The sequence below is a fragment of the Pseudomonas alliivorans genome (genome assembly GCF_017826695.1).
Classification (GTDB): Bacteria; Pseudomonadota; Gammaproteobacteria; order Pseudomonadales; family Pseudomonadaceae; genus Aquipseudomonas; species Aquipseudomonas alliivorans.
This window is the reverse complement of record NZ_JAFFZW010000002.1, coordinates 204,797-229,897: the sequence shown is the minus strand read 5'-3', so window position 1 is coordinate 229,897 and position 25,101 is coordinate 204,797. Positions and strand designations below refer to the sequence as shown.

18 protein-coding genes and 1 pseudogene are annotated in these 25,101 nt (G+C 59.4%); 11 read left to right on the top strand and 8 right to left on the bottom strand.

What is annotated here, in order from left to right:
- Nucleotides 1-4: 4 nt before the first annotated feature.
- Together JTJ32_RS05760 and JTJ32_RS05755 are read right to left on the bottom strand one after the other, a co-directional pair.
- Nucleotides 5-1,732, bottom strand: coding sequence for an autotransporter assembly complex protein TamA (locus tag JTJ32_RS05760; RefSeq protein ID WP_210041362.1), 1,728 nt, complete (start codon nt 1,730-1,732; stop codon nt 5-7).
- Nucleotides 1,733-1,790: 58 nt separating this feature from the next.
- Nucleotides 1,791-2,462, bottom strand: coding sequence for a GNAT family N-acetyltransferase (locus JTJ32_RS05755; protein WP_210041360.1), 672 nt, complete (start codon nt 2,460-2,462; stop codon nt 1,791-1,793).
- Between the two features lie 191 nt (nt 2,463-2,653).
- On the opposite strand from JTJ32_RS05755, the gene xthA reads away from it, so the two are divergent.
- Entirely contained in the window at nt 2,654-3,466 is an 813-nt protein-coding gene (xthA, locus tag JTJ32_RS05750; protein WP_099230461.1) for an exodeoxyribonuclease III, read from the top strand.
- A gap of 127 nt (nt 3,467-3,593) precedes the next feature.
- On the top strand, nt 3,594-4,940 hold the full coding sequence (locus tag JTJ32_RS05745; RefSeq protein ID WP_210041359.1) for a substrate-binding domain-containing protein: 1,347 nt from the start codon (nt 3,594-3,596) through the stop codon (nt 4,938-4,940).
- Nucleotides 4,941-4,982: 42 nt separating this feature from the next.
- On the opposite strand, the gene JTJ32_RS05740 is transcribed toward JTJ32_RS05745, so the two are convergent.
- Nucleotides 4,983-6,212 (bottom strand): acyl-CoA dehydrogenase, encoded by a 1,230-nt coding sequence (locus JTJ32_RS05740; protein ID WP_210041357.1) that lies wholly within the window; start codon nt 6,210-6,212, stop codon nt 4,983-4,985.
- Nucleotides 6,213-6,382: 170 nt separating this feature from the next.
- Here JTJ32_RS05740 and JTJ32_RS05735 point away from each other — a divergent pair, with 170 nt between their 5' ends.
- From JTJ32_RS05735 to JTJ32_RS05725, 3 genes are all read left to right on the top strand, one after another.
- Nucleotides 6,383-7,318: a LysR family transcriptional regulator gene (locus JTJ32_RS05735; protein ID WP_099230444.1), complete on the top strand. Its 936-nt coding sequence runs from the start codon at nt 6,383-6,385 to the stop codon at nt 7,316-7,318.
- A gap of 160 nt (nt 7,319-7,478) precedes the next feature.
- The gene (locus JTJ32_RS05730) at nt 7,479-7,871 is read left to right on the top strand and encodes a MerR family transcriptional regulator (protein ID WP_025995485.1); all 393 of its coding nucleotides are present in this window, start codon (nt 7,479-7,481) and stop codon (nt 7,869-7,871) included.
- Between the two features lie 17 nt (nt 7,872-7,888).
- Entirely contained in the window at nt 7,889-8,800 is a 912-nt protein-coding gene (locus tag JTJ32_RS05725) for a hydroxymethylglutaryl-CoA lyase (RefSeq protein WP_099230443.1), read from the top strand.
- A 281-nt stretch (nt 8,801-9,081) separates the two neighbouring features.
- Here JTJ32_RS05725 and JTJ32_RS05720 read toward each other — a convergent pair.
- Nucleotides 9,082-9,296, bottom strand: a pseudogene (locus JTJ32_RS05720) (hypothetical protein).
- A gap of 220 nt (nt 9,297-9,516) precedes the next feature.
- Between JTJ32_RS05720 and JTJ32_RS05715 the strand changes: the two are divergent.
- Genes JTJ32_RS05715 through JTJ32_RS05700 form a run of 4 tightly spaced genes read left to right on the top strand, consistent with a single transcriptional unit; the run spans nt 9,517 to nt 15,102 of the window.
- Nucleotides 9,517-10,680, top strand: a complete 1,164-nt coding sequence (locus JTJ32_RS05715) for an isovaleryl-CoA dehydrogenase (RefSeq protein ID WP_099230441.1) — start codon at nt 9,517-9,519, stop codon at nt 10,678-10,680.
- A gap of 14 nt (nt 10,681-10,694) precedes the next feature.
- Nucleotides 10,695-12,302 carry a carboxyl transferase domain-containing protein gene (locus JTJ32_RS05710; RefSeq protein WP_210041355.1) on the top strand — a complete coding sequence of 536 codons (1,608 nt, stop codon included), beginning with the start codon at nt 10,695-10,697 and terminating at the stop codon, nt 12,300-12,302.
- Nucleotides 12,303-12,310: 8 nt separating this feature from the next.
- Entirely contained in the window at nt 12,311-13,150 is an 840-nt protein-coding gene (locus tag JTJ32_RS05705) for a gamma-carboxygeranoyl-CoA hydratase (protein ID WP_210041353.1), read from the top strand.
- Nucleotides 13,147-15,102 carry an acetyl/propionyl/methylcrotonyl-CoA carboxylase subunit alpha gene (locus JTJ32_RS05700; RefSeq protein WP_210041351.1) on the top strand — a complete coding sequence of 652 codons (1,956 nt, stop codon included), beginning with the start codon at nt 13,147-13,149 and terminating at the stop codon, nt 15,100-15,102. The genes JTJ32_RS05705 and JTJ32_RS05700 overlap by 4 nt, the downstream gene beginning before the upstream one ends.
- Nucleotides 15,103-15,157: 55 nt before the next feature.
- Here JTJ32_RS05700 and nfuA read toward each other — a convergent pair whose 3' ends face one another.
- The 3 genes from nfuA to JTJ32_RS05685 all read right to left on the bottom strand — a co-directional run bounded on the left by nfuA (nt 15,158) and on the right by JTJ32_RS05685 (nt 19,371).
- The gene (gene nfuA, locus JTJ32_RS05695; RefSeq protein WP_004884435.1) at nt 15,158-15,751 is read right to left on the bottom strand and encodes a Fe-S biogenesis protein NfuA; all 594 of its coding nucleotides are present in this window, start codon (nt 15,749-15,751) and stop codon (nt 15,158-15,160) included.
- A 114-nt stretch (nt 15,752-15,865) separates the two neighbouring features.
- Complete coding sequence (locus tag JTJ32_RS05690) at nt 15,866-16,888, bottom strand: acyltransferase family protein (protein WP_099230433.1); 1,023 nt, start codon at nt 16,886-16,888, stop codon at nt 15,866-15,868.
- 179 nt (nt 16,889-17,067) lie between these two features.
- On the bottom strand, nt 17,068-19,371 hold the full coding sequence (locus tag JTJ32_RS05685) for a fatty acid cis/trans isomerase (protein ID WP_408004575.1): 2,304 nt from the start codon (nt 19,369-19,371) through the stop codon (nt 17,068-17,070).
- 156 nt (nt 19,372-19,527) lie between these two features.
- Between JTJ32_RS05685 and metH the strand changes: the two genes are divergently transcribed.
- Together metH and JTJ32_RS05675 are read left to right on the top strand one after the other, a co-directional pair.
- A complete protein-coding gene (gene metH / locus JTJ32_RS05680) occupies nt 19,528-23,247 on the top strand; it encodes a methionine synthase (RefSeq protein ID WP_099230429.1) in 3,720 nt (1,239 codons plus the stop codon).
- A gap of 104 nt (nt 23,248-23,351) precedes the next feature.
- Nucleotides 23,352-23,582, top strand: coding sequence for a DUF2970 domain-containing protein (locus JTJ32_RS05675; RefSeq protein WP_210041350.1), 231 nt, complete (start codon nt 23,352-23,354; stop codon nt 23,580-23,582).
- Here the strand turns inward: JTJ32_RS05675 and JTJ32_RS05670 are convergent.
- Nucleotides 23,564-24,664: an ABC transporter substrate-binding protein gene (locus JTJ32_RS05670; RefSeq protein ID WP_210041348.1), complete on the bottom strand. Its 1,101-nt coding sequence runs from the start codon at nt 24,662-24,664 to the stop codon at nt 23,564-23,566. The genes JTJ32_RS05675 and JTJ32_RS05670 overlap by 19 nt on opposite strands.
- Nucleotides 24,665-25,101 lie beyond the last annotated feature (437 nt).

The window sequence follows — 25,101 nt, the reverse complement described above, 5'->3', positions numbered from 1 at the left end:
TTAGTCAAAGCTCCGGCCCCATGGAGAAGTGCAGACGAACACCGCCGTCATCGTCCAGCGGATGCGCCAGATCCAGACGCAGCGGTCCAACCGGAGACACCCAGCGCACGCCAAAGCCGACGCCGGTTTTCAGGCTCGGCAAATCCAGGTTGTTGAACGAGTTGCCCTGATCGACAAAGGTCGCCAGCCGCCACTTTTCGGCAATCGAGTACTGGTACTCAACGCTGCCTGCCACCATGTAGCGCCCACCGATACGGTCGCCATCGGAGTTGGTCGGTGACAGGGTCTGATAGTCATAACCGCGCACGCTCTGATCGCCCCCCGCGAAAAAGCGCAAGGATGGCGGTATCGAGGTGTAGCCGTCGGTGAAGTTTCCACCGAACTGGACACGCCCGAGAAAACGGTGATTTTGTGCAACGGTGGTCAGGCCTTTGAGCAGCACATTGCCGCGAACAAGGTTGGCGTCGGATCCCACCCCCTCCTTGGCCACCTGCGCATCGAATTGCAGCCGGTAGCCTTTGTGCGGGTCGATACGGTCGTCGCTGCGCAGATAGGAATAGCTGATGCCCGGCATCAGCAAAGTACTCAGACCGGAATCATCCCCGAGCCGATATTCTTCACGCTGCCATTTCAGCGAGATCACCCGCTCCCAGCCGCTGGGCAATTTGCTGTGCCATTCGGGGCCGACGGTCAGCAGCTTGCTGAGGCTGTCGGTACCTGCGATCTCTTCGTATTGATAGCCGCCGGCGAAACGCAGCTTGTCGGTCAACGGCGGATCGAGCGGCACGTCGTACCAAAGGCCCACGTTCTGCCGAGGGGCCGAAAGTTCAGACTCGAAGCCGTAGCTGTGCCCTTGAGCGTTGGCCCAGTGCCGGGTCCAGTTGGCCTTGCCTCTGGGCCCGACGTCGGTGGAGAAACCAAGCCCCAGGCCCATGGTGCGCGGCTTGCGGGTTTCAAGCTGCACCGTGACCGGGATAACCTGGCCGACGGCTGCGGTCGGTGCCGCATCCACGCGCACGCCTTCGAAGTAACCGCTCGCCTGCATCGCCTGATTGAGCTCTGCAATCAACTGCGAGTCGTAGGGGGTGTTCTCCTTGAACGGCACCATCCGTTTGAGGAGGTCTTCGTCGAACGGCGAATCACCACTGAACACCACTTTGCCCAGCGAATAACGGGGACCGCTGTCATACACCAGATCGATGTCCGCGACACCGGCACGTGGATCGATGGCAAGACGCTGACTCGTGAAGCGACCGCTGAAGAAACCATAGCGGGACGCCTGATTCTGAATCAGCCGCTTGGCGTCTTCGTAATGACCATGGTTCAAAACGGCACCGGCCTTGAGCGCGTCGCTCTGCGGCACCTTGAAGGCCTTCAGCGACGCGGCCGGCCCCTCGACCCGGACGACCACGTTGCGCAAGCGAATGGGCTCACCCGGCAAGACCTTGATGATCAGGCGAGGGTTTTCACCGTCCTGAATTTCACTGTCGATCTGCGCCTGATAGTAACCGAGCGCCTGAGCGGCCTTTTCCGCCTGCTGCTCCGCGCCGAGACTGAAATTGCGCAGGGCCTGAGCGTTACGCTCGCCAAGCTCACCGACATAACCTTCTATGTTGGCCTTGAGGTCCGGGTTGGCGGGCGTGATCTGCACATCAAGGCGTGCGTCGGCCAGTGCCGCAGCACTTAAAGACATTACAAGCACACCGCCAGTGCATATTCTGAAAAGCTTCATGGGCAAGGATGCTAGCACGACCTGAGGGCTACGCTGAAAACCCTAAAACAACGGTGTTTCAAACCGTTACGTCATGGATCGGCAGTGAGGCCTTAGGGTTCGGGTGAAAAAAGACATGCTCTCGGACGGGTCCTACCGCAATTTCGCCGACTTCCTGATAGCCCTGCCGCTTATAGAACTCGAGATAGCGAGGATTTCCGGTGTCCAGCACGATGCCTTCGGAGTTTTCATCCTCCGAGCACCAGTCATGTAGCGCCTGCAGAAGCTGTTCGCTTAGTTCCTGCCCGGTCTTCTGCCCCTGAAATTCCGGCTCCAGCCCGATCAACGGCAGCACATGAACGGTCTCCGAAGGCACGCAGGCCAGCACTGCATTGTAGTAAGCCAGGTAGCGTTGCGTGCAGCTCAGGCCCGTCCCCACCACCATGCGCAGACGCCATGCCCAGCTTTCTGTAATCCCCAGACGACGCTGCGGCGGTGCAATAAGCGCGACGCCTACCAGACGATCATCGATGAACAGCCCCATGCCAGGCTGGTTCTGCAGGAAATGCTGCTTGACCAGTTGACGGATGGTTTCGCGAATACGATTTTCGAAGCCAGAGCGCTGCGAGTTGAATACATAGGCGAAGGTTGGATCGTTGCGGTACGCACGGAACAGCAAGGCACGGGTTTCACGGGCATAACCACTGTCGAGCTGGCGAATTTCGCCCCGGATGGCAGCAGGTTGGGACATGGACGGACCTCATAATAACGGGACTGCTTTTGCGCAGCACTTTGGCAAGCATCGTTTCGAGTGATGGCACCTTGAGACAGTTCAAACAAATTGCCGGACAGGCCCGATATACCTCCAAAGGCCGCTCTGCTGGCCCTGAGCCGACAGGTCAGCTAGCATCGCGGTTTGTTTTTCTTCAGGACTGCCGTTTTATGAAAATCGTCTCGTTCAACATCAATGGGCTCCGCGCTCGACCGCATCAGCTGGCAGCGCTGATCGAGAAACACCAGCCTGACGTGATCGGTCTTCAGGAAACCAAAGTCTCGGATGAGCAGTTTCCTCAGGCAGAGATCGAAGCCTTGGGTTACCACGTTCATTTTCACGGACAGAAAGGTCATTACGGCGTCGCGCTGTTATCGCGCCAGGCACCGCTGGCGCTGAACAAGGGCTTTGACGGCGACGACGACGAGTCGCAGAAGCGTTTCATCTGGGGCACTTATGCCGATGCTGACGGCCAGGCCATCACCATTATGAACGGGTATTTTCCACAGGGCGAAAGCCGTGACCACCCGACCAAGTTCCCCGCCAAACAGCGTTTCTACAACGACCTGCAAACGCTGCTCGAAACCCGTTTCAGCAATGAGCAGCCGCTGATAGTGATGGGCGACGTGAACATTTCGCCACAGGACTGCGACATCGGCATCGGTCCGGACAATGCCAAGCGCTGGCTAAAAACCGGTAAATGCAGTTTCCTGCCCGAGGAGCGTGAGTGGATGGAGCGGCTGAAAAACTGGGGGCTGGTGGACAGTTTTCGGCACCTGCACCCGGAAGTCGTCGATCGGTTCAGTTGGTTCGACTACCGCAGCCGCGGCTTTGAAGACGAGCCCAAGCGCGGCCTCAGGATTGACCTGATCATGACCTCCAGCGGCCTGCAGCCGCGTATCAAGGCTGCGGGCGTGGATTACGATCTGCGCGGCATGGAAAAGCCATCGGACCACGCGCCGATCTGGCTTGAACTGCACTGAAAGAAGAGCGCAAGTGCCTGCCCGATATTGCGGGCAGGTAGCGCTTCATCCGACATGAAAACTGTCATGTTGCCGTAACGTCCCTGTCTTATTCTCTCGGCACTTCCGTTCATTCAAGGTGCCGCCGATGTTGCGCGCTCTGCTTGCGGCGCTGCTCCTTGCAAGCGCCTCCCTCCCCTGCGTCGCGGCTCCCCCGCTGCCGATGCCGGATGACGATTCGCCCGCATTGCGTATTCAAGGCTCCAACACCATCAACGCCAGGCTCGGGCCTATGCTGGTCGAAGGACTCATGCGTGAGCAGGGGCTGCAAGCCGTACAGACCCTGCCAGGTGACGCCGTCAATGAACAGCGTGTCGTAGGCGCGGTATCAGGTACAAATAAGCCCGTTCGGGTAGAAATCGCCGCCCACGGTTCAGGCACCGGATTCGAGGCTCTGAATGCAGGGACCGCCGACATGGCCTCCTCCTCACGCCCGATCAAGCCCCAGGAGGCTGCGGACCTCGCACGATTGGGCGACCTTCAAAGCGCGGCAGGCGAACAAGTCATCGCCATCGACGGGGTAGCGGTCATCCTGCATCCCGGCAACCCGCTGCGCGAGCTGGACACACGGCAACTGGCGCGGATCTTTTCCGGCGAGGTCAGGGACTGGAGCGAGGTGGGTGGCACAACCGGCCCCATCAGGCTTTACACACGTGACGAGAAGTCCGGGACGTGGGAAACCTTCAAGGAACTGGTACTGGTCAAACAGGGCAAGAGCCTGTCCAAAGCCGCGATGCGATTCGAGTCCAGCGAGCAACTGTCCGATGAGGTCAGCAAGGACCGTAACGGTATCGGGTTCATCGGCCTGCCTTACGTCCGTCGCGCCAGAGCCATCGCGATTGCCGATGGCGATTCAAAGCCCATGCTGCCGACGGTCAACCTGATTGCCACCGAGGACTATCCGCTGTCACGGCGCTTGTTCTTATACGTGCCGCCATTGAAACAACAACCCTGGGCTGAGGCGCTGGTGCAGTTCGCGCAGAGCCCCGAGGGCCAGGCCATCGTGGCACAAAACGGATTCGTCGCGCAGACGGTGCAGGCGGTCAAGGTCGCGACAACCAACCAGATGCCGGTCGATTACCAGTCTCTCACCCGCAAGGCCGAGCGTCTTTCGGTCAACTTTCGCTTCGCCCAGGGCAGCGCGCGGCTGGACAACAAGGCTCAACTGGATCTCAAGCGTGTGGTGGAATACCTGAAAGCCAACCGCAAACTTGACCAGCGCGTCACGCTCGTCGGCTTCGGCGACGCCAAGAGCGATCCGGAGCGTGCGGTGCTGCTTTCAAGGCTCCGGGCCATGGCCGTGCGCCGTGAACTGCAGAAAAGTGGGGTGACTTTCCGAGAAATTCTGGGACTTGGCGACGAAATGCCCGTCGCCGCCAACGACCTGGACGATGGCCGAATCAAGAATCGGCGGGTTGAGGTGTGGGTGGAGTAGGCGCGTGTGCGCTATCTGACTGACAGCGCCCTGTCAGAACGCTCAAGACCGACTGCGCAAACCCTCCGCAGACACATACTTGCCCAGCTCAAACTTGCCGATTGCAGCCCGGTGGACCTCGTCCGGACCGTCTGCCAGACGCAGGGTGCGTTGCATGGCATACATGTAAGCCAGCGGAAAATCATTGGAAACGCCCGCCCCGCCATGCATCTGAATGGCCCGGTCAATCACCTTCAGCGCAACGTTGGGTGCCACGACCTTGATCTGCGCGATTTCGCTTTTCGCCACCTTGTTGCCCACCGTGTCCATCATGTAAGCCGCCTTGAGTGTCAGCAGGCGGGCCATGTCGATCTCCATGCGTGAATCGGCAATCTTGTCGATATTGCCGCCGAGCCTCGCCAAAGGCTTGCCGAACGCAACACGATCAATGGAGCGCCTGCACATCAGCTCAAGTGCCCGCTCGGCCATGCCGATCGAACGCATACAGTGGTGGATGCGGCCCGGCCCGAGACGCCCCTGGGCAATCTCGAAGCCGCGCCCTTCGCCCAGCAGCACATTCTCGTAAGGCACCCGAACGTTTTCGAACAGCACTTCCGCATGACCATGGGGTGCATCGTCGTAACCGAATACCGGCAGCGGCCGCACGATTTTCACGCCGGGTGTGTCGACGGGCACCAGAATCATGGAGTGCTGCTGATGACGCGGACCCTCCGGATTGCTCAGGCCCATGAAAATCAGAATCTTGCAGCGCGGATCACAGGCGCCGGACGTCCACCATTTACGGCCGTTGATCACCCACTCATCGCCCTGACGCTCGGCTCGCGCGGCCATGTTGGTGGCATCCGATGAAGCGACGTCCGGCTCGGTCATGGCAAAGGCCGAACGAATCTCGCCGCGCAACAGGGGCTCCAGCCAGCGAGTCTTCTGTTCTTCGCTGGCATAGCGAACCAACACTTCCATATTGCCGGTATCCGGCGCCGAGCAGTTGAACGGCTCCGGCCCCAGCAGTGAACGGCCCATGATTTCGGCAAGCGGCGCGTATTCCAGATTGGTCAGCCCGGCACCCAGCTCGGACTCGGGCAGAAACAGGTTCCACAATCCTTCTGCCCTCGCCTGCGCCTTGAGCTGCTCCATGATCGCCGTCGGCTGCCAGCGGTCGCCCTCCGCAACCTGCCGTTCGAACACCGGCTCGGCCGGATAAACGTAGGCATCCATGAACGCGGTCACACGCTCACGCAGTGCCTGCACCTTGGGGGAATACGCGAAATCCATGAGCAGCTACCTTTCTTCAGGGCGTCTTTGTGATGAGAGAGATGCTAGAGAACGCCTGTGCATTTATCTAATCTATTCTCAGCGTGTATAAACATTCATAACCGATATATGATCAAGCCACGTTGCGGCACAAGCGACGATCCACAAAAACAGGACGAGGCGCTCCACCAATGAACCTGAGCAAGGTTGATCTCAATCTATTCATTGTCTTCGACGCCATTTACACCGAAGCCAATCTGACCCGGGCCGGACAGATCGTCGGCATCACCCAGCCTGCCGTCTCCAACGCGCTGGCACGCTTGCGCGAGACCTTCAACGATGCGTTATTCGTGCGCACCGCCCAGGGCATGGTGCCCACGCCGATGGCGCAGAACATCATCGGGCCGGTACGCAATGCCCTGTCTTTGCTGCGTGTATCCGTCCAGGAAAGCCGGATCTTCAATCCGCAGCAGGCCAGCAAGAACTATCGCATCAGCATGACCGACCTGACCGAAGCGGTGATTCTGCCGCTGCTGTTTCAACGCCTGCGTCGTCTGGCGCCAGCGGTGACCATCGAAAGTTTTCTGTCCAAGCGTCGCGAGACCACCAAGGAACTGGCGGCCGGGCGGCTGGACTTTGCCGTCGACGCACCGCTCAACACCGATCCACAGGTGCGGCACGTCAAGCTGATGGAAGACAAATACGTCTGCGCCATGCGCAAGGGGCACCCCCTTGCGGGCAAGCCGGCGTTCGCTCTGGACGACTATCTGGCGCAAGCGCACATTCATATTTCGAGCCGTCGCAGTGGACTGGGGCATGTGGACCTGGCGCTGGGCAAGATGGGTATCCAGCGCAAGATCGCCCTGCGCTCCCAGCACTACCTGATGGCCACACAGGTTTTGCAGCAAACGGACATGGTCATGACCGTGCCGGAACGCTTTGCCCGTCGCAACGACCTGCACTTCGTATACCTGCCGGTGAATGACGTGCCCTCGGTCGAAACGCACCTCTACTGGCACGAAAGCACTGATCAGGATCCAGCCAATCGCTGGATGCGCGAGCAGATCATCGAGCTGTGCCAGCGGGTTACCGCGCAGGAACAAAACCTGGAAAAAGCCTCAGCTTGATACGTTAATACATTGTTTTTATTAACGAATAGTTTTCAAGTTGACGTCATTTCCAGATCAAGAACAACCGTCTTTCCTGCACGCCTTCTCAGCAAGCCTGCTTGACGTATACGTCAAGCAGGCCGTAGGTTAAACCCTACGCCTTTCGTTGAGCCTCACCATGAGCAGCCAGACCTACAGCATTTCAGAACTCGCTCGCGAGCTGGACATCACTACCCGCGCCATTCGTTTCTATGAAGAACAGGGCATGCTCTGCCCAGAGCGGCGAGGTATGGAACGTATCTATTCGGCGCGAGACAAAGTGACCCTGAAGCTGATCCTGCGCGGCAAGCGCATCGGTTTTTCACTGGCCGAGTGCAAGGAACTGATCTCGCTCTACGACCCCAGCGGCGATAACCAGAAACAGCTGCACACCATGCTGGGCAAGATTGCCGAGCGTCGTGACCAACTCGAACAACAGTTACTGGACATCCAGCAGATGCAGCTTGAACTCGATACGGCGGAAGAACGCTGCCGTGCGGCACTGGATCGAACCGCCACTCCAACCTTATGACTTCAGGTAGCCTCGCCATGCCTTTGCCCACGTCCCTGCCCCGACATGTCAGCCTCGTAGAAGTGGGTCCGCGCGATGGCCTGCAGAACGAGTCACGCCCTATCAGCATCGCAGACAAAGTCCGTCTGGTGGATGACCTCACAGCAGCGGGACTGGGCCACATCGAGGTCGGCAGCTTTGTCTCTCCCAAGTGGGTACCTCAAATGGCCGGGTCCGCGCAGGTTTTCGAACAGATCCAGCGCCGTGAAGGCGTTATCTATTCGGCGCTGGCCCCTAACTTCAGAGGTTTCGAGGACGCCCTGGCGGCAGGCGTTCGGGAAGTTGCGGTATTCGCTGCGGCGTCGGAGGCGTTCTCGCAGCGCAACCTCAATTGCTCGATCAGCGAAAGCCTGGAGCGTTTCGCGCCGATCATGGAAGCGGCCCGTCTGCACGGGTTGCGCGTCAGAGGCTACGTATCCTGCGTGCTGGGCTGCCCTTATGAGGGCCGTGTCACGCCCGAGCAAGTGGCTGCAGTCGCCAACGAACTGCACGCCATGGGTTGCTACGAGATTTCGCTGGGCGACACCATCGGCACTGGCACACCGGGCGCAACCCGTGCGCTGTTCAGTACGGTGGCCAATCAGATTCCACGCGGCAAGCTCGCAGGACACTTTCATGACACCTATGGTCAGGCGCTGGTGAACATCTATGCCAGCCTTGAAGAAGGCATTCACGTTTTCGACAGCTCGGTGGCAGGCCTCGGTGGCTGCCCTTATGCCAAGGGTGCCAGCGGCAACGTGGCTACCGAGGACGTGCTGTATATGCTCGAAGGCATGGGGATCGAAACCGGAGTCGATCTGGATCAGGTGATTCAGGCGGGCCAGCGGATCTGCGACGTGCTTGAGCGCAGCAATGGTTCGCGAGTGGCCAAGGCGCGCCTGTCTGCATGAGCGTGTCACCGGTCGGTAACCAAGTGCGACAACTTGTCACACAGTGTTACCCTCCGTCGCGTCCTGTCGAGGCAAACGGGTAACACGGAAACAATCGACAGCCCTTTGAAAGGTCCCGTGATACAGCGATGCACCCGAAACCCCGTATTTAAAGGGTTTTGAAAAACTGGCACGGGTCCTGCTATATCTCTGATACAACAAAAATAAAAACACGCAGCAACCCAATAAAAACAATACGTACCGGCTCTGACATAACAAGAACAACACGGACAGAGGCGTAGCTAACAGATTTTTTTGGAGTGGATAGCTTTTCTGAATCGCTTGCCTGCAAGCCGTTCGCAACCAGACAGAGAACAATAAAACTGCCTCAAGGCGGCTGCCGGACTGGTTGGATCAACACGATGAAAGTGTCATCAGCGCTCAAAAAAATACGTTTGCTTTTGGTCCTGCTTAGGGATCGCTCAAAAAAGATGTGAAGGGCAAGGCTGCCAAAAATAACAACAGGCCTCCCGAAAACAAAAAAAGAGCATAAAGAAGAAACCTTGAAGGGGAGCCCAGGCTCCCCTTCGTGCTTTCCGGCATTCGATCTCCCCTTAATCCCTTCGCTGGCTACGTCGTGCTGTTGTCAACGCCGACATTGACAGTGCCGCAACGCAGGTTTACGTTAACGTAAAGGTAATAGCCTATCCGCCAAGAATAAAACAGGAACGCTACCCATGAGCTACCCAAGCCTGAACTTCGCCCTGGGCGAAACCATCGACATGCTGCGCGACCAGTTGCGGTCCTTCGTCAGCGCAGAACTCTCCCCGCGCGCAGCACAGATCGACAAGGACAACCTGTTCCCGGCGGATATGTGGCGCAAGTTCGGCGACATGGGTCTGTTGGGTATCACGGTCAGCGAAGAATATGGCGGCGCCGGTCTTGGCTATCTGGCTCACGTTGTGGCCATGGAAGAGATCAGCCGCGGCTCGGCCTCGGTCGCGCTGTCCTATGGTGCGCATTCGAACCTGTGTGTGAATCAGATCAATCGCAACGGCAACCCCGAGCAGAAAGCACGCTATCTGCCGAAGCTGATCAGCGGCGAACACGTCGGTGCGCTCGCCATGAGTGAACCCAATGCCGGCTCTGACGTGGTTTCGATGAAGCTGCGTGCCGACAAGCGCGGCGATCGCTATGTGCTCAATGGCAGCAAGACCTGGATCACCAACGGGCCGGACGCCAACACGTACGTGATCTACGCCAAGACGGATCTGGAAAAGGCTGCTCACGGCATCAGCGCGTTCATCGTCGAGCGCGACTGGAAAGGTTTCTCCCGCAGCAACAAATTCGACAAGCTCGGCATGCGCGGCTCCAACACCTGCGAGCTGTTCTTCGATGACGTGGAAGTGCCCGAAGAAAACCTGCTCGGCAAACTCGACGGCGGTGTCCGGGTGCTGATGAGTGGTCTGGATTACGAGCGCGTCGTGCTGTCTGGCGGACCGACGGGGATCATGCAGGCCTGCATGGACGTGGTAGTGCCCTACATCCACGACCGCAAGCAGTTTGGCCAGAGCATCGGTGAGTTCCAGTTGATTCAGGGCAAGGTCGCCGATATGTACACCCAGCTCAACGCCAGCCGCGCCTACCTGTACGCCGTGGCGCAGGCCTGTGATCGCGGTGAAACCACCCGCAAGGACGCCGCAGGCGTGATTCTTTACAGCGCCGAACGCGCAACCCAGATGGCGCTGGACACCATTCAGATCCTTGGCGGCAATGGGTACATCAATGAGTTCCCCGCAGGCCGTCTGCTACGTGACGCCAAGCTCTATGAGATCGGTGCGGGCACCAGCGAAATCCGCCGCATGCTGATCGGCCGCGAACTGTTCAACGAAACCCGTTGATTCCGGAGTTTTTTATGGCCATTCTGCATACCCGCATCAACCTCCGGGACCCGCAGTTCGCGCTCAATCGCGCAGCGCTGCTGGAACAGGTTCACGCTTTGCGCGCCTTGCTGAGCAAGGTTCAACAAGGCGGCGGCCCCAAGGCTCAGGAGCGGCACACCTCGCGCGGCAAGCTGCTGCCCCGTGAGCGCATCAATCAGTTGCTGGACCTTGGATCGCCGTTTCTGGAAATCGGTCAACTGGCCGCCTACGACGTGTACGACGAAGACGTTCCGGCGGCTGGCGTGATAGCCGGTATCGGCCGGGTCGAAGGCGTCGAGTGCATGATCATCGCCAACGATGCCACCGTCAAAGGCGGCTCGTATTATCCACTGACGGTAAAAAAGCACCTGCGCGCTCAGGCCATCGCCCAGCAGAATCGCCTGCCCTGCATTTATCTGGTGGATTCCGGCGGGGCCAATCTGCCGCGTCAGGACGAGGTTTTCCCTGACCGTGAACACTTTGGCCGGATCTTCTTCAATCAGGCCAACATGAGCGCTCAGGGCATTGCGCAGATTGCTGTAGTGATGGGGTCCTGCACCGCAGGCGGTGCGTATGTGCCCGCGATGGCCGACGAAGCGATCATGGTCCGCGAGCAGGCAACGATTTTCCTTGCAGGCCCGCCGCTGGTGAAAGCCGCCACCGGCGAAGTGGTCAGCGCCGAGGATCTGGGGGGTGCCGACGTGCATTGTCGGACCTCGGGCGTGGCAGACCATTACGCTGACAGCGACGAGCATGCATTGGCACTGGCCCGGCGCTGCATCGCAAACCTGAACTGGCGCAAGCAGGGCCAACTTAATGTGCAAAAGCCCATTGACCCACTGTACGCCAGCGACGAGCTGTACGGCATTGTCCCGTCCGACACCAAGCAGCCGTTCGATGTGCGTGAAATCATCGCCCGGTTGGTGGACGGGTCGGTGTTCGATGAGTTCAAGGCACTGTTCGGCACCACGCTGGTCTGCGGTTTCGCTCATGTGAAGGGCTATCCGGTCGCGATCCTGGCCAACAACGGCATTCTGTTCGCCGAGGCCGCGCAAAAAGGCGCGCATTTCATCGAACTGGCCTGCCAGCGTGGCATTCCCCTGCTCTTTCTGCAGAACATCACCGGTTTCATGGTCGGCCAGAAATACGAAGCAGGCGGCATCGCCAAGCATGGCGCCAAGCTGGTGACGGCTGTGGCTTGCGCGCGGGTGCCGAAATTCACCGTGATCATCGGCGGCAGTTTCGGCGCGGGCAATTACGGCATGTGTGGCCGCGCTTACGATCCGCGTTTCCTGTGGATGTGGCCCAACGCACGAATCGGCGTGATGGGCGGCGAGCAGGCCGCCGGCGTGCTGGTGCAGGTCAAGTGTGAACAGGCCGAACGCAGCGGTCAGGCGTTCAGCGCACAGCAGCAGGCCGAGCTGAAGCAGCCGATCCTGGATCAATATGAGCATCAGGGGCATCCGTACTACTCCAGCGCCCGCCTGTGGGATGACGGCGTTATCGACCCGGCACAGACCCGGGACATTCTCGCGCTCGCCCTCTCCGCTTCGCTCAACGCCCCTATCGAACCCACCACGTTCGGCCTGTTCCGAATGTAAGCCGGGAAATGACCATGACTGCCTTTGCGACAATTGAACTGATCGACGACCCACGCGGTTTTGCCACGCTGTGGCTGAATCGACCGGATAAGAACAACGCCTTCAATGCGCAGATGATCCGCGAGTTGATCCTGGCGCTGGACGAGGTGCAGAGCAAACCGGCCCTGCGCTTTCTGCTGGTGCGCGGTCGCGGCAAGCATTTCAGCGCCGGCGCGGATCTGGCCTGGATGCAACATGCCGCAGAACTCGACTACAACACCAACCTGGACGACGCCCGGGAACTGGCCGAGCTGATGTACAACCTCGCCAGACTGAAAATCCCCACTCTGGCCGTGGTGCAAGGTGCAGCCTTCGGCGGCGCTTTGGGGCTGATCAGTTGCTGCGACATGGCCATCGCCTCAGACGATGCGCAGTTCTGTCTGTCCGAAGTGCGCATCGGCCTGGCACCTGCGGTGATCAGTCCGTTCGTGGTTCAGGCCATCGGCGAACGTGCTGCACGGCGTTATGCGCTGACCGCGGAGCGCTTCAGTGCCGAGCGCGCGCAGCAGATCGGCTTGATCGCCGAATACTGCCCGCTGGCAGCGCTGGACGAGCAGACAGCCCGCTGGGTCGACAATCTGCTGCTGAACAGCCCTCAAGCCATGCGCGTCAGCAAGGATTTGCTGCGCGAAGTCGGCAGCGGCGAGCTGACCCCTGCCCTGCGTCGCTATTGTGAAAACGCCATCGCACGTATCCGTACCAGCACAGAGGGACAGGAAGGTCTGCGCGCGTTCCTCGGCAAACGCTCGCCCGGCTGGCAGGCGCAGGCCGATGACAGCGCCACTTGCAAAAAGGACTCGCAGTCATGAGCCATGTTGAACTGAACACGCTGCTGGTCGCCAACCGTGGCGAAATTGCCTGCCGCATCATGCGCACAGCCCGGAAGATGGGCCTGACTACCGTTGCAGTACACAGCGCAACTGACCGGGACGCACGCCATAGCCGCGAAGCCGACATTTGCGTCGATCTGGGCGGGAGCAAGGCCTCCGAAAGCTACTTGATGATCGATAAGCTCATCGCTGCCGCCAAAGCCAGCGGAGCTCAGGCGATTCACCCCGGCTACGGTTTCCTTTCAGAGAACGCCGATTTTGCCCGCGCCATCGAAAACGCCGGACTGATCTTTTTCGGCCCACCCGCTTCGGCCATCGACGCCATGGGCAGTAAATCGGCGGCGAAATCCCTGATGGAAGACGCCGGTGTGCCACTGGTGCCGGGTTACCATGGTGCAGCTCAGGACCTCGAAACCTTTCGCGTCGCGGCTGAACGCATCGGTTATCCGGTATTGCTCAAGGCGACAGCAGGTGGTGGCGGCAAAGGCATGAAAGTGGTCGAGCAGCACAGCGAACTGGCTGAAGCCCTGGCGTCTGCCCAGCGTGAAGCGCTGTCTTCCTTTGGCGACTCACGCATGCTGGTCGAAAAATATGTGCTTCAGCCAAGGCATGTGGAAATTCAGGTCTTTGCCGATCAGCATGGCCATTGCCTGTACCTGAACGAGCGCGATTGCTCGATCCAGCGTCGTCACCAGAAGGTCGTCGAAGAAGCCCCCGCTCCCGCCCTTTCGCCCGAACTGCGGCGCGCCATGGGCGAGGCTGCCGTCAAGGCGGCGCAAGCCATCGGTTACGTCGGCGCAGGCACGGTGGAGTTTCTGCTGGACGCCCGTGGCGAGTTCTTCTTCATGGAAATGAACACCCGCCTGCAGGTCGAACACCCCGTTACCGAATACATTACCGGGCTCGATCTGGTGGAATGGCAGATTCGCGTGGCGCGTGGTGAAGCGCTGCCCATCAGCCAGGCGCAGGTTCCGTTGGCCGGCCACGCCATCGAGGTACGACTCTACGCGGAAGACCCGGCCAACGACTTCATGCCCGCCACCGGAAAACTCGAGCTGTATCGCGAATCGACCCCTGGCCTTGGACGCCGCGTGGACAGCGGTGTTTCTGAAGGCGACAGCATTTCGCCGTTCTACGATCCAATGCTGGGCAAGCTGATTGCCTGGGGCGAAAACCGTGAAGAAGCGCGCCTGCGCCTGCTCGGTATGCTCGACGAGTTTGCCGTCGGCGGCGTCAGAACCAACCTGACGTTCCTGCGCAGGATCATTGCGCACCCGGCCTTCGCTGCTGCAGAACTGGACACGGGATTCATCCCCCGCTACCAGGATCAGTTGCTGCCCGAACAACGCCCATTGTCCGAAGACTTCTGGCAAGCCGCCGCAGAAGCGTTCAGGCAGAGCGAACCCGGACGTATCCGCGAAGATGACCCCACCTCGCCCTGGAGCAACAACTCCGGTTTTCGCGCAGGCTTGCCTGCTGAAATCGACCTGCATCTGGACTGCAATGGCGAACGCAAAAGGATTCGGCTGCGTCATGACAGCGCATCGAGCTATCGGTTGAGTTCAGAGACGCTGAGTGTCGAAACGGACGGCGTCAGACTGCAGCATTCAGCCATTCGTCGAGGTGCCAGCCTGTACGTGAAATGGCACGGTGAGCCCTTCACGGTAACTCAGCCAGACCCGATCGCCCAGGCCGGGCTGAGTCATAACCTGCACGGCGGTCTTACGGCCCCCATGAACGGCAGCATTGTTCGAGTACTTGTCGAGTCAGGGCAACATGTCGAAGCAGGTGCGCTGCTGGTGGTGCTGGAAGCCATGAAGATGGAACACAGCATCCGCGCAGCAACATCGGGCATGGTCACGGCGCTGCACTGTCAGGAAGGCGACATGGTCAGTGAAGGGGCCGTGCTGGTCGCGATAGAAGCCGATTGAAGCCGGAAACAAAAACGCCCTGAACAGGCCAGGGCGTTTTTCAGAAAGGAACGACTCAGTAGTAGGCGTTTTCTTTCTGGGTGTGGTCGGTCACATCGCGAACACCGGATAGCTCTGGAATACGCTCCAGCAAGGTCCGCTCGATACCTTCTTTCAAGGTGACATCAGCCTGACCACAGCCCTGGCAACCACCGCCAAACTGCAGAACGGCGATGTTCTGGGTATCTTCCTCGACCACGTCGATCAATGTGACCTGACCGCCGTGGCTGGCGAGCCCCGGGTTGATCTCGGTTTGCAGGTAGTAGTTGATGCGCTCGTTGATCGGGCTATCGGCATTGACCATCGGCACTTTGGCGTTAGGCGCCTTGATGGTCAACTGGCCGCCCATGCGGTCGGTGGCGTAATCGACGACGGCATCATCCAGAAACGCTTCGCTGAAACCGTCGATCCAGGCCGTGAAGCTTTTCAGGCCAATGGCCTTGTCTTCCGGCTTCTCTTCGCCCGGCTTGCAATAGGCGATACAGGTTTCGGCGTACTGAGTGCCAGGTTGGGTAATAAACACGCGGATGCCGATTCCCGGGGTGTTCTGCTTTTCCAGCAGATCGGCCAGATAATCGTGGGCGGCATCGGTAATAGTGATAGCGGTCATGAAAATTCCTCGCAGACGTGCCAGCAGTTTACGCCAATCGAGTGCGCCACACAAAGTCCCAGTATTTTTGTCGGAAAAGGCGGCGTCGGAAAAGGCACCGCCCGAAACGTCCTGTCAGGAGAGCGCGCTGGCGGGCTGCACGGCGCGGCGCGCGTCCAGCCAATCCTTGAGACGACGATACACGCCCTTCTCGATCCACTCGTAACTGAGCCATGCGCCGATGGCGATGACCGGCACGCAGAATGCGAACACCAGATAAGGGTTCAGGCCATAGCGCTGTGCCATCAGCAGACCTCCGTAAAGTACCAGCACATGCAGCAGGTACACCGAATACGAGCAATCGCCTAGCACCTTGAGCAGTCGACTGCCACGGAAGTATGGCTCCAGCGAGATACAGGAGAGGACGATCAGCGCGCTGGGCAGTCCCCAATTCAGCAGGCGCTGATCGTTGGTCAGGTGATTGATCGCGTAAAGGCCGACCGCGATGCCTGCCAGCGGCACCCAGAAAGCCTCCCTGATCCAGCCACGGCGATACAGAATGCCGATACCGATGCCCAGCAGAAATTCGTAGATGATGTCATTGCCGTAGAAGCGGCTGATCAATCCGGCACGCGCCAGCACTTCACTCACACCGAACAGCGCCGCTGCGATGATCAGTGGACGATGACGCTGTTTGAACAGGAACACCATGCTGAACAGCAGGTAGAAAAACATCTCGTAGTTGAGCGTCCATCCCACATTCAACGTGGGGTACAGGCCATAGCCGCCGGGGTTTTCAGAGGGAATGAAAATCAACGACAGCATGAAGTTCTGCCAGCCGATGACCTGGTGCGGCAACATGGGCGCCGCAGCCAGCAGCAACAGCCCCATGGCGGCGGTGTACAGCCAGTAAGCGGGGACGATACGAATCAGGCGATGCAGGATGAAACGTCCGGCGGGCATGTCGCTTTTCTGGGTAGAGAGGAAGATCACCAGTCCACTAATCACGAAAAAGATATCGACGCCGACGGCGCCTTTGGACACAAAGAATTCGCCAATGGGGCCACTGGCCTTGAAGTCGTAAAAAATCTGCATGAAGTGATGACACACCACCACCCACGCCGCGAACGCCCGCAGGGCCTGTACCGAAATCAACATCCAAAAAACCTCTACTGCCTGACTTTCAACTCAACCCGTAACCTGCGATCGCCTCAGCGACAGGTTCCATGGCGCGCCCCTCTCGGACCGCATTTTTGAAAAAAAGATCGTAGAAAATGCGATTCGTTCAGGTTTGCAGAGGTGGCCGCGGGCCACCTATATGAGCCGAAATAGGCAGTCTAGAGGTTCTCGTAACGATTCATGTCGAGCACCGCGGCTTCCCGAGGACTGGTTTCCTGAAGATAGCGGTTCAGGTCGTTAAAATACGTCCAGAACAACGGATGCGTCCGCCGGATGCCCCAGCGCTGCACGATCTGTTCAAAGCTCGCCTGATCCTTGCTCCGCTGCATCGCATCGACGAACGCAGGCACCTCGGCGGCCGGAATGTTGAACATGAAATTCGGGTAGCTGCTGAGCACTCCCGGGTAAATGCTCAGGGTATCCAGACCCGGAATATAGCGATATGACTCGCCCAACAGAAACGCAACATTGGTGTGCGCACGGTTGCGCAACATGCTGTACATCACCCGCTTGCCGGTGCCGTCCTCGATGCGCAGCATCGTGGCTTCGGGCAACTGGTCGATGACCTTCAGGCCCGCAGCAGGTCGCGACGTCAACCGGCTGAGCGCCTGCTCCGCCTGGGCAAAGGCGCTGCTCAGACCGGGACGCGAACAATAGGCGCCGTCACAGCGATTGATCGGATCCGGCGAGGCGTTAAGCGGCCCGACGCGCTGAATCAAGCGAGTGGCGAAATCACGTACCGGACTTTTCTTGTCAAGACCGATGCCTGTGGGCGTGTCGTCGTCGATGTCCTGATAATCCAGCCACATTTTGACCTTGCCGCTGTCCTGATACAGATCACCGAGCAGACCTTCGCGCAGGTCGGCAGGCATCAGGCGCAGAAAGTTGATTTCCGCGCCGTTACGAATCAGGTCGAAATACAAACGCGTCTGGGCCTGGTGGGAGACATTGCCATAGACGTCGAAGTTGACCGCCAACTGATAATAGGTGCGTTCCAGCAATGGATAGTCGAACAGCCACATCGAATGCGGCACATCGCCGATCAGCCCTTTGTTGACCGAAGCGCTGTCAAAATGACGGAAGACCGTCAAAAGCGCATTGTCATTGCCGGTCCACAGATCGCTCCAGCCCGGTGGTGGCTTCTTCGCGTAGGTGTCGCGCCGCAGATTTTCGTAGGCGTTGCGACGATCACGATAAGACAGCCAGAGGCTCAGGACACTGCCGACGTTATCGTTCTGCCCGGGCATGGCCAGCAGCGGCGTCGCCTCTCCCCGGTAAACCGCATCAGTCACGTAACGGTCGTGACCGGGCTCCTGAAACATCACCCAGAACTGATCGCGGATCACGTCGGTGGCGATCTGACCACGACAGACCGGGCCACGAATGAAGGTGCGCACGAAATACTCGGCATTATCGAGCATGAACTCATAACGCGCCGCCGCTGGAATCGCCTCGAACGTCTGGAACGGATTGGCCCGATGCCCCGGACCGTAACCGGGCAATGCGTTGACCTTCCAGTCATTGGCATAGAACAATTGTTTGACCCGCGCCATTTTCTGCGGGCTCAAGGCATAAGTGATATGGGTCTTGTGGACAATCACGCCCTGGACCGGCACCAGTCGGTAATAGAAATCGCTGCCCGGATCATCGTCGGGTCGTCGGGTCGCGATCAGGTCCACCGGTCTGCCAGTCGGCGTTCGTGAACGCACCCACTGATAGAAATGCCCCGCAGCGCCGTCTTCGAAATAGATGTGGGCCAGAAAGAGGTGCTCGAACAACCAGCGGCCGACCAGTGCCTGGTTGGCACCCGGCTGATTGAGCAGGTTTTCCCAGGCAAGGAGCTGGCTCGCCTCGGTGACCGTCGGTGTAATGGTCTGTTGCTCCACCGGAGCGCCTGCCGCGAGCCAGCGTTGCAGTGTCTGGTATTCGGCGTCGGTCAGCCCTGCGACCGCCAGCGGCATGCCTTGCTGAGCGTGTGCGGCCGCGTAGGCATTGAATTCGCCGGGTAGCGGGCAGACATTTTCACGATTGATGCCCAGTGCAATGTTGTCCGGAATCTTGCTGTTGGCGGGCAGTGGCGCACTGCGCCCCAGTTCCAGCATGCGCGTCATCAGCGCCGCCTGGCTGCCCTGCGCATCAAGCACCGAGTAGAAGCCCTTGCCACGCCATTCATCGGTGTCGCGCGCGTCATAGAACAGACGGGTCGGCGCAACGGCCTGGGTGCGCTCACCCTGATAGACCGGGATCTTGCTGGCTCCGCGACCGACACCCTCGCCACTGCCCAGATTCAGCTGGCAAGGCGCATCGTTGCAGGCGTGACAGGCGACGCACTTTTCGGTGAGGATCGGTTGAATGTCCCGCACGTAGGAAATGGCGGGCGACGAGACCGGAAGCGGCGTCTGCGCCTGAAGCGCGCAACAGGAAAAGAGCAGGACAATGCCTGCCAGCAAGCGGTGCGGCATGTAACCGGGCTCTGAGCGTAAAAGGCTGATGATTCTACAAGGCTGCACACATCCTCAACATGAACGATTTTCATGCAAAAGCTCTGGCAACACCAAATCCTTTCCGGTTTGCTATTATCGCGTTCTTTAAGTATCGACCTTCCCAAGGTAGCCCTCATGTCCGACCGTAGCGCCCGCCATCAAGCCTTCGTCAATGCTCTGAAACAGAGGATCCTGATCCTCGATGGCGGCATGGGCACGATGATCCAGAGCTACAGGCTTGAGGAGCAGGACTATCGTGGCAAGCGTTTCGCCGACTGGCCGAGCGACGTCAAGGGCAATAACGATCTGTTGATCCTGACCCGCCCGGATGTCATCGGCGCCATCGAGAAGGAATACCTGGACGCCGGGGCCGACATTCTCGAGACCAACACGTTCAACGCGACCCAGGTATCCCAGGCCGACTATGGCATGGAGTCCATTGTCTATGAACTGAACGTCGAGGGCGCTCGTCTGGCGCGCAAGGTAGCGGATGCCAAGACTCTGGAAACCCCCGACAAGCCACGCTTTGTCGCTGGAGTGCTCGGCCCTACCAGCCGGACCTGCTCGCTGTCGCCGGACGTCAACAACCCCGGCTACCGCAACGTTACCTTCGACGAGCTGGTCGAAAACTACACCGAAGCCACGCGCGGCCTGATCGAGGGCGGCGCGGACCTGATCCTCATCGAAACCATTTTCGACACCCTCAACGCCAAGGCCGCGATCTTCGCCGTGCAGGGTGTATTCGAAGAACTGGGCTTCGAACTGCCGATCATGATTTCCGGCACCATCACCGACGCGTCCGGTCGCACGCTGTCCGGCCAGACCACCGAAGCGTTCTGGAACTCCATCAGCCATGCCAAGCCGATTTCGGTGGGCCTGAACTGCGCGCTGGGCGCCAGCGAACTGCGTCCTTACCTGCAGGAACTGGCCAACAAGGCCAACACCCATGTGTCCGCGCACCCGAACGCCGGCCTTCCCAATGCCTTCGGCGAATACGACGAGCTGCCGAGCCAGACCGCAAAGATCATCGAGGAATTCGCCGAAAGCGGTTTCCTGAACATCGTCGGCGGCTGCTGCGGCACTACGCCTGCGCACATAAAAGCCATCGCGCAGGCGGTTTCCGGTTACGCGCCGCGTCAGATCCCGGACATCCCCAAGGCCTGTCGCCTGTCGGGTCTCGAGCCGTTCACCATCGATCGCCAATCGTTGTTCGTCAACGTCGGCGAGCGCACCAACATCACAGGTTCCGCCCGCTTCGCCCGCCTGATCCGTGAAGACAACTACACCGAAGCGCTGGAAGTCGCCCTGCAGCAGGTCGAGGCCGGCGCGCAGGTGATCGACATCAACATGGACGAAGGGATGCTGGACTCGAAGAAGGCCATGGTGACCTTCCTCAACCTGATCGCAGGCGAACCGGACATTTCCCGTGTGCCGATCATGATCGACTCCTCGAAATGGGAAGTGATCGAAGCGGGCCTGAAATGCATTCAGGGCAAGGGCATTGTCAACTCCATCAGCATGAAGGAAGGCGTCGAGCAATTCATTCATCACGCCAGACTGTGCAAGCGGTATGGCGCGGCGGTTGTGGTCATGGCTTTCGATGAACAGGGCCAGGCGGACACCGAAGCGCGCAAGAAGGAAATCTGCAAACGCTCCTATGACATCCTGGTCAATGAAGTCGGCTTTCCGCCCGAAGACATCATTTTCGACCCGAACATCTTTGCCATCGCCACCGGCATCGAAGAGCACAACAACTATGCCGTGGACTTCATCAACGCCTGCGCCTACATCCGCGACGAACTGCCGTACGCGCTGACCTCCGGTGGCGTGTCCAACGTGTCGTTCTCGTTCCGGGGCAACAACCCGGTGCGTGAGGCAATCCACTCGGTGTTCCTGTTGCACGCGATCCGCAACGGCCTGAGCATGGGTATCGTCAACGCCGGACAGCTGGAAATCTACGACCAGATCCCGGCCGAGCTGCGCGACTGCGTGGAAGACGTGGTGCTCAACCGAAACCCCGAGGGCACCGATGCATTGTTGGCCATTGCCGACAAGTTCAAAGGCGACGGCAGCGTCAAGGAAGCCGAGACCGAGGAATGGCGCAGCTGGCCCGTCAACCAGCGTCTGGAACATGCGCTGGTCAAGGGCATCACGACCCACATCGTCGAAGACACTGAAGAGTCGCGCCTGTCGTTCAACCGCCCTATCGAAGTGATTGAAGGCCCGCTGATGTCGGGCATGAACGTGGTCGGCGACCTGTTCGGCTCGGGCAAGATGTTCCTGCCCCAGGTGGTCAAATCCGCCCGTGTGATGAAACAGGCCGTGGCGCACCTGATTCCCTTCATCGAGCTGGAAAAAGGCGATAAGCCGGAGGCCAAGGGCAAGATACTGATGGCCACGGTCAAGGGCGACGTGCATGACATCGGCAAGAACATCGTCGGCGTGGTGCTGGGCTGTAACGGCTATGACATCGTCGATCTGGGCGTGATGGTGCCTGCGGAGAAAATCCTGCAAGTGGCCCGCGAGGAAAAGTGCGACATCATCGGCCTGTCCGGTCTGATCACGCCGTCGCTGGACGAGATGGTGCACGTCGCCCGGGAAATGCAGCGTCAGGACTTCCACCTGCCCCTGATGATCGGCGGCGCGACCACGTCAAAGGCCCACACGGCGGTCAAGATCGAACCCAAGTACAGCAACGATGCGGTGATCTATGTGACCGACGCGTCGCGTGCAGTAGGCGTTGCCACTCAGTTGCTGTCCAGGGAGCTCAAGCCTGCTTTCATCGAGAAGACGCGCCTGGAATACATCGAAGTGCGAGAACGCACCTCGGCCCGCAGTTCGCGCACCGAGCGTCTCAGCTACGGCGCTGCGGTGGCAAAAAAACCGCAGTTCGACTGGGAACACTACACCCCTGCCCGGCCGACCTTCACCGGCACCCGGGTACTGAACGACATCGACCTGAACGTGCTGGCCGACTACATCGACTGGACGCCGTTCTTCATCTCCTGGGATCTGGCTGGCAAATACCCGCGCATCCTGACCGACGAAGTGGTTGGCGAGGCTGCCACCGCGCTGTTTGCCGACGCTCAGCAGATGCTGCGCAAGCTGATCGACGAAAAACTGATCAGCGCCCGCGCCGTGTTCGGCTTCTGGCCGGCCAATCAGGTTGATCACGATGATCTGGAAGTCTATGGCGAAGACGGCAAGCCGCTGGCAAAACTGCATCACCTGCGCCAGCAGACCATCAAACCCGACGGCAAGCCCAACTACTCGCTCGCTGACTTCGTCGCGCCCAAAAGCAGCGGACTGACCGACTACATCGGCGGTTTCATCACCACCGCAGGCATCGGTGCCGAGGAAGTGGCCAAGGCGTATCAGGACAACGGCGACGACTATAACTCGATCATGGTCAAGGCCCTGGCCGACCGTCTGGCCGAGGCCTGTGCAGAATGGCTGCACCAGCAAGTGCGCAAGGACTACTGGGGCTACGCAAAAGACGAGGCGCTGGACAACGAAGCCCTTATCAAAGAGCAGTATATGGGCATCCGCCCGGCGCCAGGCTATCCGGCGTGCCCGGACCATACCGAGAAAGGCACCCTGTTCGCCCTGCTCGACCCGCTGCCGGAAGGTACGCCCGAGCACACCCCTGGCCGCAGCGGCGTATTCCTGACCGAGCACTACGCCATGTTCCCGGCGGCGGCGGTCAGCGGCTGGTACTTCGCTCACCCGCAGGCGCAGTACTTCGCCGTCGGCAAAATCGACAAGGATCAGATCGAAAGCTACACCGCCCGTAAAGGCCAGGACCTGAGCGTGACCGAACGCTGGCTGGCCCCGAACCTCGGCTACGACGAGTAACGCGCAGCCACTTCCAGACCGTCGCCGGGCAATCCGGCGACGAACTGCGCGCTGCTGCAACGCCGCCTTGGCTAAGCTGAACAGGCATTGTGCAGGTGAGTGCGATGGACGAACCATCCGACGACGCTTCCAAAAACAAGGCCCCGACCTTCAAGCAGATGCTGCACAGCGTTCTGGCGGCGGCGTTTGGCGTGCAGAGCGGCAAGAATCGCGAACGTGATTTCAGCTATGGCAAGCCTGCGCACTTTCTGCTGCTGGGGCTCTTGGTCACCGTGATATTCGTCGCAATCCTGTTTGGCGTCGTGCAACTGGTGCTTTACCTGGCGCTCGAGTGAGCGTCCGGCAGCATGTTTTTCAGTGAAAACGGCGAGTCCTCACCCGTCGCGCTTACGTTGAATGCCTGCAGGTCAAGCCGGTAGCCTTCGTTTCGGGTGGCCTCCAGAAAACGCTGCGCATCCTGCCGTTCAACCAGATGCAGCACCTGGACGGTCCTCGCTCCGGCCTGTAAGTGAGTCTGTCGATGAGCAGAGTCATAGCGGTGCAGCAGGATCATCGCCCAGCCGCCAAGGGTAAAATGCCCGGTTGCGACGACACTGAGACGCCCCTCCATCTGCGCCTGAAGTGACATGGACGTGCCATTTATAGCGCTGAACAGAACGTCCTTTCCCGGCTGGCCGCCCCGCTCCCGCAGCGCGTCCATGGCACCGAAGGCCATTTGTTCGTTGGCAGACCAGATCAGGCGAACATCCGGATAACGGTTAAGCAATACCCGCGCCTGCTCAAGCGCCCGATGCCTGAGCCAGCCACTCAACACGATTTGACGCAGGTGGACTTCAGGGTGCTCCGCAAGCGCGCGGCGCAAGCCCTGCTCACGGAACAACGAAACAGGCGTGGTATTGGTGCCGGCAAATGCCAGCATCTCGACCGTATGGCCTTCTGAAGGCCGCGGATAAAGGCTGATAAGGCGCTTGGCAGTCAGGTATCCACCCTCCTCGTCGTTGCCGACCAGGCTGCCGATGAAATCGGGATAACGCGTCGGAAGGTCGCCGATAATGCGCATCTGGTCCGCAGTGAGGGTGTTGTTGACCGCAAACAATTTGACGCCGCTGCCCTGCGAAAGACGCAGAATCTCCGGGGCAACATTGAGTTCGTTGGAGAACAGCAAATAATCGGGACGCACTGTTCCTTGCAGCGTCTCGCGCGCCATGGCGAGCAGTTTGCGGGTGTCACGGTCGGAATGCAGGACCGTCAGCGTCATGCCGGTGGTGTGGGCTGCCGATTGCATGAGCCGGACATAGCTGCGCCAATACCCGTCGCTCTCAGTACCGGGACTGATAAACACAACCGATGCCGCCCACGCCGAACTCGCCCACAGCCACCCCACCAGGACCGCCAGACGAACCACGAACACCTTCATATCCCCAGACCCTGAACCACAGAATTGATCACGCCATGGCGGGTCTATCGGCTGCAACTGACGGATTCTGGAGCGTGCGCAGCAAATTCTCCGGGCCCTATTGCCCGCTGATCCAGAACACGGCGGCGCCAACCGCCAGCAGGATAATGAAAAGAATGGCCCAGGCATCCACGGAGCTGTCGGGCTTGGTCGTTTTGGGGTGCTTGCTCATTGCATCGCCTCTTGTCGGTCTTATGGGTGATAGCACATGAAAAGACTGAAGCAGGTTCTTCAGACGGAGATAAACGTCAGTTAAGCCGACACTTGCCCACACGGCAAGCAGGGGTATGTCCAGGCGCTGAAATGCTTATCGCTTTTAGTGATTTGCATATATATAAACATCACTTTTATCGATATCCCCAAACTGATATCTTCGCCTCCGCTCCGCAGGGAGTGCG

What these genes read in the sequence shown, in the direction of transcription:
- JTJ32_RS05675 (WP_210041350.1), top strand. Translation starts at nt 23,352, where the DNA reads ATGGACGAACCATCCGACGACGCTTCCAAAAACAAGGCCCCGACCTTC.
- JTJ32_RS05715 (WP_099230441.1), top strand. Translation starts at nt 9,517, where the DNA reads ATGAGCTACCCAAGCCTGAACTTCGCCCTGGGCGAAACCATCGACATG.
- JTJ32_RS05670 (WP_210041348.1), bottom strand. Translation starts at nt 24,664, where the DNA reads ATGAAGGTGTTCGTGGTTCGTCTGGCGGTCCTGGTGGGGTGGCTGTGG.
- JTJ32_RS05725 (WP_099230443.1), top strand. Translation starts at nt 7,889, where the DNA reads ATGCCTTTGCCCACGTCCCTGCCCCGACATGTCAGCCTCGTAGAAGTG.
- JTJ32_RS05685 (WP_408004575.1), bottom strand. Translation starts at nt 19,371, where the DNA reads ATGCCGCACCGCTTGCTGGCAGGCATTGTCCTGCTCTTTTCCTGTTGC.
- JTJ32_RS05730 (WP_025995485.1), top strand. Translation starts at nt 7,479, where the DNA reads ATGAGCAGCCAGACCTACAGCATTTCAGAACTCGCTCGCGAGCTGGAC.
- metH (WP_099230429.1), top strand. Translation starts at nt 19,528, where the DNA reads ATGTCCGACCGTAGCGCCCGCCATCAAGCCTTCGTCAATGCTCTGAAA.
- JTJ32_RS05740 (WP_210041357.1), bottom strand. Translation starts at nt 6,212, where the DNA reads ATGGATTTCGCGTATTCCCCCAAGGTGCAGGCACTGCGTGAGCGTGTG.
- JTJ32_RS05700 (WP_210041351.1), top strand. Translation starts at nt 13,147, where the DNA reads ATGAGCCATGTTGAACTGAACACGCTGCTGGTCGCCAACCGTGGCGAA.
- xthA (WP_099230461.1), top strand. Translation starts at nt 2,654, where the DNA reads ATGAAAATCGTCTCGTTCAACATCAATGGGCTCCGCGCTCGACCGCAT.
- JTJ32_RS05710 (WP_210041355.1), top strand. Translation starts at nt 10,695, where the DNA reads ATGGCCATTCTGCATACCCGCATCAACCTCCGGGACCCGCAGTTCGCG.
- nfuA (WP_004884435.1), bottom strand. Translation starts at nt 15,751, where the DNA reads ATGACCGCTATCACTATTACCGATGCCGCCCACGATTATCTGGCCGAT.
- JTJ32_RS05705 (WP_210041353.1), top strand. Translation starts at nt 12,311, where the DNA reads ATGACCATGACTGCCTTTGCGACAATTGAACTGATCGACGACCCACGC.
- JTJ32_RS05755 (WP_210041360.1), bottom strand. Translation starts at nt 2,462, where the DNA reads ATGTCCCAACCTGCTGCCATCCGGGGCGAAATTCGCCAGCTCGACAGT.
- JTJ32_RS05690 (WP_099230433.1), bottom strand. Translation starts at nt 16,888, where the DNA reads ATGTTGATTTCGGTACAGGCCCTGCGGGCGTTCGCGGCGTGGGTGGTG.
- JTJ32_RS05760 (WP_210041362.1), bottom strand. Translation starts at nt 1,732, where the DNA reads ATGAAGCTTTTCAGAATATGCACTGGCGGTGTGCTTGTAATGTCTTTA.
- JTJ32_RS05735 (WP_099230444.1), top strand. Translation starts at nt 6,383, where the DNA reads ATGAACCTGAGCAAGGTTGATCTCAATCTATTCATTGTCTTCGACGCC.
- JTJ32_RS05745 (WP_210041359.1), top strand. Translation starts at nt 3,594, where the DNA reads ATGTTGCGCGCTCTGCTTGCGGCGCTGCTCCTTGCAAGCGCCTCCCTC.